Genomic DNA, 8043 nt, shown 5'->3' with positions numbered 1-8043 from the left:
GCCGCCATGCCCCCGAGAAAAGCGGAAAGCTGACCGGTGGGGAAAAAGACGGGAAACACAATGGCAAGCGCCGCTCCGCAGGAAGCCCCTGCCGAAACGCCGAGAATGTACGGTTCCACGAGAGGATTTCTGAAGCACCCCTGGTACACCGTACCGGAGACGGCCATGGCCATGCCTGTCATGGCGGCGAGAAGCAGGCGGGGAAGGCGTACGCGCCATATGATGATGTCGTGCATTTTCGAGGTCGTGCCGTCGCCTGCCCCCAGGTGGTCAAGGATGATGGCCAGCACGTTGCCCGGCGTCATGTCATAGTCGCCGGAAAGCAGAGCCAGAACGACGGCGGCCGCCAGGGCAAGGCAGAGCAGCATGGCCAGAGGGACGCGCAGTGTTTTCATGAAAACCTCGTGGACTGGGGCAGAGGGTCGAGTGTCGAAAGCGCCCCTTGCGGCACGGGGACGCCGGAAGAAATGTGGAGAAAATGATTAAAGCAGAACTTGAAGAATCAGAAACGGGCGTCGGCCATCCAGTCCAGCAGCTGGGTGCTCCTGAGGCCCCGTGCCGTAGCTTCGTCCACACCGTACACGTCCTGGTAGAAGCGCAGCGCGAAGTCATATACGTTGATGTCCGCAAAACGTTCGGGATACGAAGCCTTGGCAATGATGAGCATGTCGAGAGGATATTCCACTCTTCTTGACGCGTTCATGGGAGACCACGGCAGGGCATACACCCGATGATTCTTCACGGCCCTGAGTTCCTGAAGGTTTTCATAGTAGGGAGCTTCATACAGCTCGAATGGCGGATGATAGCCGTTGGCCGTAGGCAGAATGATGACGTCGGGATCGCAGGCGTATACCTGTTCCGCGCTCATGGGCACGCTGGTACCTCTGCCCTGATAGGCATTTTTGGCATGAACGACCTGCTCGATGATATAGGATTCCGGCGTATCCGTGCCCTGCGCGGCGCCTGCGCCGCCTTTTTTGCGCACGTCCGGACGAAGGCCGAGCAGAAGCACGGAAGGCTTGTCCTCTTCCGCCGCCACAGCCTTCGTGCGTTCGCGTATCATGGTTTCTGTTTCGGCCAGCCTGTCTGCCAGAGCCTCGGCCTTGTCCCTCTGACCGAACAGCTCGCCTATGATGCCCGCTTCGGTTTTCATGCTGGAAAGATCCGACGAGCGATACCATGTCGGGGAATAGAGAACCACAAGGGGAAGTCCGAGGGCTTCTATGGTACTGATGGTTCTGGTCACCTTTTCCTTGTCGGTTCCCACGGTGGTGTCGCCCACGCGGAGCAGAACCACGTCCGGAGAAGCTGCCGCGAGAGCCTCATAGCTTATGATGTTGCCCTGCGGAGAATTGATGCAGGGAAGCTCGTCCAGCCACGGATGGAGGTATTTCATGGTGTTCCAGCCCCGGTATTCCTGCGTTTCGCCGGATCTGGAGGTGAAAGCATACCTGTAGTCCCGTTTCATGGACCATGAACCTATGACCCTGACTCTGTCGATGACCCCCAGATGCGTCATCACGCCTTCAATGAAACCGTCGTCGATGGTGGCCACGGCCCTGGGATCATCGGGAACGGTAACGGCCACGCCGCGCATGTCGGTTATGGTTGCGGCCTGCCCGCCGGAAGGAGGCAGGGCAAGCACGAGGGCCGCTGTCGCAAGGAACAAGGTTTTCTTCATGGAAGCTCCGATGGATAAGTCCGGGGATGAGTAACACAAATATGAATAACGTGTCACAGGAGGTGAAGTAGCACGTTTGGAAAAAAAATGCCATGAGAAGTCGGGCATGAAAAAGCCCGCGGACCGGCCGCGGGCAGATGAATGACATGATGCAGCAAAAAAGGAGGGAGGAGCGGGTGTGAAGCGGCATCCATGCCGCGGGGGGCCCTTATCCGGCGAACAGGGCGCTCTGTCTGACTCGTCCGCTTCAGGGAACCGGCTATTTTCTTATGATGATGGCTTCGTCGAGCGAGATTTTTGGAACGCAGTGTTCGTCGTTTTCATCACGGTAATAGGTGAGGGTTCCGTCGCTGCGCCTTTCGACAAGACGGCGTACTTCGTCGGGTTCGCCGAGAGCGAGAACAAGTCTGACCTGCAGCTCCTTCGGCAGAGCGAGAAGCTCAGCCGCTTCATTCTTTTTGACGGCCCCTATCATGCAGCAGGCAAGTCCGGCTTCGCAGGCCGCGAGATTGATGCTCTGAGCGGCTATGCCGACATCCATGAGCGCAAAGTCGTCCATCTTTTCCGGGCCGGCGATGACGATGAATCCGCCGGGATGCTGCTTTACCGTGGCTCTCTGCTCGGGAGTGAGCGAGCCTCCCATGACCACAAGGGCATTCAAGGCTTCGCAGGTATCCTTATCGGCAATGGTGATGAAGCGCAGAACCTGATGGTTGCGGGCGGAGGCGGAAAGACGCGCATGGTCCACAAGGTCCGCCAGAGTTTCCGAGGAAAGACGATGTTCACCCTTGAAACGACGACAGGTTCTGGCACGAGAGATAAGTTCTTTCAGTTTCATGCAGAGGCTCCGTGAAAGAGGAAAAGGCATCTCGAAGTATGAATGCCCGAAAAAAAGGTCCCTTCATCATAAGATGAAGGGACCGGAACGGCAAGCCCGTCCCAAATGGGGCGAACCTGTTTTTCAGGAACCACTCTCTGTCACGACGGCAATGTCGGAGAGAGTATTTTCGGCAGGGGCCTGAAGACCCATTGCCGTAATCTGTTCCTGCAAATGCATCAGCGCCAGTAGCCGCAGCCGTGACCGTAGTAGCCATGGCCGTGACCGCCGTGCTGGTAGCCGCGGCAGGGAAGTCCGGCCTTGGTCATTTTGGCATAAAAGTCGTTGTTGACGGTACGGATCTGTTCGTGCAGCTTCGCAATTTCAGCCGTGAGAGCCTTCAGCTCCTCAGGCTTCACGTTGGGGTTGGGTGACAGGGAACGCAGCACAAGGCCCTTTTCGGAAAGCTGGTCATACAGGGGACGCACGGCGTTGCGATGTTCCTCACAGAGCTTGTCCATCTCGGCCATCTGTTCCTTGCTGAGCTCGGGCATGGTCTGGTTGGCGTAATAGCCGTAATATCCTCCGTGATGACGGCTGTATCCGTCGGGATGCGCCATGGCGGCCAGAGGCACGGAAGCGAGAATTGCGGCAGAGAGCAGAGAGAGGCAGAGAGTCTTCTTGATCATGGCAGATTCCTTTATCGTTCAGAGTTGAGAGCAGTTCGCGATGATCACGCCCTCAGTATATAGAAGGCGTTTGTTGAGTTGTCACGTTTCAAACTGTTTCAGAGAATGTGTCATCTGAAATACTTTTTCAATAGCTGCTTGTAATAGCAGATTAAATATTTTTCAGAGAGATATTTTTCTTTTTGGGCGCTTGGGGGATATCAGCGGGAAACGCGGAATGCATGGTGGCAAGCAGCGCGTCTGCCAGCCTGGCGTGGTCTTCTTCATTGAGGTGCATGCCGTCTGGTCCGTGGGCTTCGCCCCAGGGATCCCCGGCGATGGCCTCGGCAGCGTCCAGAAAAAGAGCGTTGCGGCTTTCTGCGACGTTTCGGTAAAGCCCGGCCAGCATGCGGGATTTTCGCGGGGCGTCCACATATCTTGCCCCGGCCAGAAGCATCTTGCGTTCGCCTATGAGCGGAGGGGAAACGACGATCACCTTGGGATGGGGATAATCGAGAAGGCTTTCCCAGGGCAGCAGGCGAATGGTGTCCACAAGAGCGGCCATGGCATCGGCAATGTCCGTCTCCGAGTGTCTGAGCACGGATTTCATGTCGTTGCTGCCGAGCATGACGATGACGGCGTCGAGCGGAAGGTGGAAAAGCAGGCAGGAAGGCAGGTAGTCCATGGCGCTGAGTCCCGCTCCGGGAAGGCTTATTCCGCTGCCTTCGGTGCGTCTGTCGCGCAGCGTACGGCCTCCGAGTCCTTCTTCCAGCACTTCCCATCCACCTCCGAGACCTGCGGCAAGGCGTCCTGTCCATCGGACGGAGGAAGGATAACGGCGTACAGGGGCAGCGAGAGAGCCTATCCAGCCGTAGGTGTTGGAATCGCCGAAGCAGAGCACACGCTTTCGTTCCATGAGTTTCTCCTTTTGCAGATTGCTGCCTTCCGGCTCATCGACCGACATTTTCTTCAACGATGTCTAGCCGGATATAGGGAAGAACAGTTGAACGAGCGCCATGTAGCAGAGCGTGCCGCCTGCTATGCTGATGGCCAGATTACGCTTCCATGCCTGAAGGCCGACGGTGACCGCAGAGGCCAGAATCTCGGGCATTCCGTTGCTTCCGGCAACGAGCGTTCCGTTGCGAAAGCAGTAGATGACCAGCATGCCCCATATTGCGGAAGGCAGCACCGAGCCGAGATAGGCGATGACGGGGGGCGTCTTGCGCCGGAAGAGCAGAAAGGGAATCCAGCGCGTGAGCTGCGTGGCAAGCACAGCAAGTCCGATCATGACGGCGGACTGCAGCGTGGTCATGCTTTTTCTCCTGTCATGGTTGAAAGTTTTTTGCGGAACAGGAGCAGAAGCAGAACGATGAAGACCATGGCTGCAAGAAGAAAGTGGGAGGTGCCGAAGGCCAGCAGACAGCCGAGCGTGATGCCGAGGCCCCCGAGAGAGCCGACATGCTGTCTTTCCTGCTGCCAGCTGCTGACGAAAATGGCCAGAAACAGCGCGGGCATGACGAATTCTATGCCCCGGGTGTCGAAGGGCATGTCTTCGCCGAACATGGCCCCGACGGCGGTGGAAAGAACCCAGTAGGCCTCATTGAAGAGCGTGACGAAAAAATAGTACCAGCGCCTGTCTGCCCCCGCAGGTACGCGGCCCATGCCGAGTATGGAAAAGGTTTCGTCTATGAGCCCGTAAATGAGGTAGGGCTTGAGCGCTCCCGTGTCGCGGTAGCGGTCGAGCATGGCGATGCCGTAAAAAAGGTGCCGCGCATTGACGACAAGCCCGACAACGAAGGCGGTAAGGGGAGCGAAGGCGCCTGTGATCATGCTGGCCATGATGAATTCCAGCGAGCCGGCAAAGATGGTAAGCGCCATGAGAATGGGAAAAACGGGCTCAAATCCCAGAGAGTGCATGTAAAGACCATAGGAGAAGCCGCAGAAGCCGAAGCCTACGAGTATGGGCAGCGTCGAGCGGAAAGCGGCTTTGGCGGAAGTCGCCACGGGATGATCGGTCATGGATGGGAACCTCGGCAGGAATGTTTCCGTGTATCATGCGCGGACCTGCCGTGCAAGAAGGGACCGGGCGATGAATGAACGCTCCGGGCAGGACTTGAACGGCTTTTTGTTGAAGAACCCGGCACTCATGCGTGCAGGGTCCATGGTCTTTGTCGGGAATTGATTCGTCGGAAAAGATCGTCTGCGAAGAAGGATTCCTGTTCGATGACTGCAACGTCCGTTTCGCCGGGACATTTTTTCTTGCCAGCAGAAAGGCCGGGGGATATATCTCAGAAAAATCATGTCAGGGGATGCCATGTTCGCAATCAGGTATGTCGGACCGGCGACGGTCGCTTTTTCCGTGGAACGTCAGTTCCTCGGCGGTACCTGACGCCCGTGGTCAGCGGAACTGGAAGTTCCCCTGATTGTCTTCGGACGCGCGACGGCTTTTTCTGTCTGAAATCCGGGCTCTTCCCTCCGTCTGACCCCGTGCAGGATACACGGTCTTCACTGCGGTTCTGCTTTCCAGACTGCGGCATGGTCATGGTGACACATTCTCAGGAGGAGCCTTTATGAACGGCAAGAATCCCTTTGCCAGCACGGCCGGCATCATTGTTGTCGGCGCAGTCATCGGCGTTGCAGCCATTCTGCTGCAGAAATTCGGCAATCCCGCCAACATGGGCATTTGCGTGGCCTGCTTCGAGCGTGACATTGCAGGCGGTCTCGGTCTGCATCGCGCCGCCATCGTGCAGTACATCCGTCCCGAAATCATCGGCTTTGTGCTCGGTTCCATGGCCATGGCGCTCATGGCCGGAGAGTTCCGTCCGCGCGGCGGCTCCGCGCCCATCGTGCGCTTCATACTCGGCATGGTCGCGGCTGTGGGCGCACTTGTTTTTCTCGGCTGCCCCTGGCGCACCATTCTTCGTCTTGCCGGCGGCGACGGCAATGCGCTGTTCGGCATTGCCGGGCTCATCTGCGGCATTGCCGGAGGCACGCTGTTCTTCAAACGGGGATATTCTCTCGGCAGCAGCGTCAGGCAGAACGCCGCCGCAGGCTGGTTCTTCCCGCTGCTCATGGCAGGCCTTCTGGGCCTCTATCTTGCCTTCCCGCAGGTGCCCGGTCAGGCGCAGAGCGGCCCCATCTTCTATTCCGTGAGCGGCCCCGGCTCTTCCCATGCGCCTTTCCTGCTGTCCTTCGGCGTGGCGCTCGTCATCGGCGCTCTGGCTCAGCGCAGCCGTTTCTGCACCATGGGCGCGTTCCGTGATCTCATTCTTTTCCGCTACGGCCATCTTTTCTTCGGTGTTCTGGCCATGTTTGTTGCGGCGCTTGTGGCCAATCTGCTTACCGGTGGTTTCCATGCCGGTTTTGCCGGTCAGCCCGTGGCCCATACCGACGGCCTGTGGAACTTCCTCGGCATGGTGACGGCCGGTCTGGCGTTCGCTCTTGCCGGCGGATGCCCCGGCAGACAGCTTTTCATGGCCGGTGAAGGCGACAGCGACGCGGCCATCTTTGCGCTCGGCATGCTGGCGGGCGCGGCCATGGCCCATAACCTCGGCACGGCAAGTTCTGCGACCGGCATCGGAGCATATGGCGTTCAGGGTACGCTCATCGGACTGGCCGTCTGTCTTGTCATCGGCTTTGCCTTTTCCAGAAAAGCCTGAGTTTGAAGGAGTATGACTATGCTTATTGATACGCGTGGACTTTCCTGTCCTCAGCCTGTGCTTATGGTATATCCCCATCTTTCCGGCAATGACCCCATCGACGTGCTCGTGGACAACACGACAAGTCAGGAAAACGTGAGCCGCGCTGCGGCGCGCAACGGCTGGAGCATTGAAGTCAAAGAAGAGGGCGACGGCGTCGTTCGTCTGGAGCTTCGCAAGTAATGCTTGGGAAACTGACCGGCTGGCTGAAGCGGCGTAACGGCAGAGGTTCAGAAAACGTTTCTGCCGTGGAGAAGGGCTTTCTGGTCTTTCAGCATACCGGCGAGGTCATACAGGCCGAGCGTTGCCTTCAGGCAGCCGGATTTTCGGTGGAGGTCAAGGGGCCTCCGCCGGAACTTCGGACCGGCTGCGACATGGTGGTAACGTTTCCGCTCATCATGGAATCCGCCGTACGCCGCGTTCTGGAAAAGGAACGTCTTTCTCCGATGAACGCAGTGCCGGTAAGCGGGCCTCTGCTGGAACCGGTATCACTGTATCGGACAAAGGATTACGGGGACTGGTTCATGGTGCAGGCCGCCAATGTGAAGATCACCGTGGAGCGTGCATCCGGGCGCATCGTCAACGTGTCCGGCGGCGGCTGCCCGGATGTACCCTATCTGGCGTCCATTCTGGTGGGAGAGACCATAGCGGGAGCGCAGGAACCCCGGGTTCAGGGACATACGCTGTGCGCGTACGCGCTTCAGAAGGCGTTTCTTGAAGCCCGCCGTCTGTGGCGGAAGGGAGGAGAGGCATGAGCTGGATTATCTGCGGCACGGTGCCGGATGATGACTTTCCGCTCTGCATGGGCACGTGGTGCGTTGAGGGCGAAATGCTTGTACCCCGCTCGGTTTCTCTATGCATGAAAAGCGGCACGGCGTCTGCCGTTCCCGTGCAGCGGGGGACGCCTGCGCTTGTGGCTGCCGCCGTGCTGGCACTGGAAAAGCTCGGCGGTCAGCCGCCGATGGTGCTGCTGGCAGGAGACTGCGGATCGTCAAAAGGCAGCACGGCACTGTATGAGTTCCTTTCTTCCTGGCTGGGCACGCCGGAGTCGATGGATGTCGCAGGGCTGACCTTTCATTATCTTTTTCCCAGCGTGGACGGACACAACAGAATTCTCATGGCACTGGAAGCGCGGACGTTTCCCATGCCTGCGCTCATTGCCGACGCGGGTTTCATGTA

10 protein-coding genes and 1 pseudogene are annotated in these 8043 nt (G+C 58.3%); 4 read left to right on the top strand and 7 right to left on the bottom strand.

Annotated elements, in window-relative coordinates; translation table 11 throughout:
* The 7 genes from Q0J81_RS09580 to Q0J81_RS09550 all read right to left on the bottom strand — a co-directional run.
* Nucleotides 1–395: iron chelate uptake ABC transporter family permease subunit (locus tag Q0J81_RS09580; protein ID WP_294447459.1), on the bottom strand; the 395-nt coding region annotated here is incomplete at its 3' end.
* 107 nt (nucleotides 396–502) lie between these two features.
* Nucleotides 503–1681, bottom strand: a complete 1179-nt coding sequence (locus Q0J81_RS09575) for an ABC transporter substrate-binding protein (RefSeq protein ID WP_294447458.1) — start codon at nucleotides 1679–1681, stop codon at nucleotides 503–505.
* 259 nt (nucleotides 1682–1940) lie between these two features.
* Nucleotides 1941–2519, bottom strand: coding sequence for a nitroreductase family protein (locus tag Q0J81_RS09570; protein WP_294447457.1), 579 nt, complete (start codon nucleotides 2517–2519; stop codon nucleotides 1941–1943).
* 218 nt (nucleotides 2520–2737) lie between these two features.
* Complete coding sequence (locus Q0J81_RS09565) at nucleotides 2738–3187, bottom strand: periplasmic heavy metal sensor (protein WP_294447456.1); 450 nt, start codon at nucleotides 3185–3187, stop codon at nucleotides 2738–2740.
* 151 nt (nucleotides 3188–3338) lie between these two features.
* On the bottom strand, nucleotides 3339–4082 hold the full coding sequence (locus Q0J81_RS09560) for a GDSL-type esterase/lipase family protein (protein ID WP_294447455.1): 744 nt from the start codon (nucleotides 4080–4082) through the stop codon (nucleotides 3339–3341).
* A 63-nt stretch (nucleotides 4083–4145) separates the two neighbouring features.
* A complete protein-coding gene (locus Q0J81_RS09555; RefSeq protein ID WP_294447454.1) occupies nucleotides 4146–4478 on the bottom strand; it encodes an AzlD domain-containing protein in 333 nt (110 codons plus the stop codon).
* A complete protein-coding gene (locus Q0J81_RS09550) occupies nucleotides 4475–5185 on the bottom strand; it encodes an AzlC family ABC transporter permease (RefSeq protein WP_294447452.1) in 711 nt (236 codons plus the stop codon). The genes Q0J81_RS09555 and Q0J81_RS09550 overlap by 4 nt, the downstream gene beginning before the upstream one ends.
* A gap of 551 nt (nucleotides 5186–5736) precedes the next feature.
* On the opposite strand from Q0J81_RS09550, the gene yedE reads away from it, so the two are divergent.
* The 4 genes and pseudogenes from yedE to Q0J81_RS09530 all read left to right on the top strand — a co-directional run.
* Nucleotides 5737–6825 carry a YedE family putative selenium transporter gene (yedE, locus tag Q0J81_RS09545; protein WP_294447449.1) on the top strand — a complete coding sequence of 363 codons (1089 nt, stop codon included), beginning with the start codon at nucleotides 5737–5739 and terminating at the stop codon, nucleotides 6823–6825.
* Nucleotides 6826–6843: 18 nt separating this feature from the next.
* Nucleotides 6844–7047, top strand: coding sequence for a sulfurtransferase TusA family protein (locus Q0J81_RS09540; protein WP_366937524.1), 204 nt, complete (start codon nucleotides 6844–6846; stop codon nucleotides 7045–7047).
* Nucleotides 7047–7619: a DUF3343 domain-containing protein gene (locus Q0J81_RS09535; RefSeq protein WP_294447447.1), complete on the top strand. Its 573-nt coding sequence runs from the start codon at nucleotides 7047–7049 to the stop codon at nucleotides 7617–7619. The genes Q0J81_RS09540 and Q0J81_RS09535 overlap by 1 nt, the downstream gene beginning before the upstream one ends.
* Nucleotides 7616–8043: pseudogene (locus Q0J81_RS09530) on the top strand (sugar kinase); the annotation flags it as partial. The gene Q0J81_RS09535 and the pseudogene Q0J81_RS09530, both read left to right, overlap by 4 nt.

This window comes from uncultured Mailhella sp. (genome assembly GCF_944324575.1).
Lineage (GTDB): Bacteria > Desulfobacterota > Desulfovibrionia > Desulfovibrionales > Desulfovibrionaceae > Mailhella.
The sequence above is the reverse complement of the archived record's forward strand: the minus strand, read 5'-3'. Positions and strand labels throughout refer to the sequence as shown.

Bases quoted from the DNA above. Each gene is read 5' to 3' on its own strand.
- Q0J81_RS09575 (WP_294447458.1), bottom strand. From the start codon at position 1,681: ATGAAGAAAACCTTGTTCCTTGCGACAGCGGCCCTCGTGCTTGCCCTG.
- Q0J81_RS09570 (WP_294447457.1), bottom strand. From the start codon at position 2,519: ATGAAACTGAAAGAACTTATCTCTCGTGCCAGAACCTGTCGTCGTTTC.
- Q0J81_RS09565 (WP_294447456.1), bottom strand. From the start codon at position 3,187: ATGATCAAGAAGACTCTCTGCCTCTCTCTGCTCTCTGCCGCAATTCTC.
- Q0J81_RS09560 (WP_294447455.1), bottom strand. From the start codon at position 4,082: ATGGAACGAAAGCGTGTGCTCTGCTTCGGCGATTCCAACACCTACGGC.
- Q0J81_RS09555 (WP_294447454.1), bottom strand. From the start codon at position 4,478: ATGACCACGCTGCAGTCCGCCGTCATGATCGGACTTGCTGTGCTTGCC.
- Q0J81_RS09550 (WP_294447452.1), bottom strand. From the start codon at position 5,185: ATGACCGATCATCCCGTGGCGACTTCCGCCAAAGCCGCTTTCCGCTCG.
- yedE (WP_294447449.1), top strand. From the start codon at position 5,737: ATGAACGGCAAGAATCCCTTTGCCAGCACGGCCGGCATCATTGTTGTC.
- Q0J81_RS09540 (WP_366937524.1), top strand. From the start codon at position 6,844: ATGCTTATTGATACGCGTGGACTTTCCTGTCCTCAGCCTGTGCTTATG.
- Q0J81_RS09535 (WP_294447447.1), top strand. From the start codon at position 7,047: ATGCTTGGGAAACTGACCGGCTGGCTGAAGCGGCGTAACGGCAGAGGT.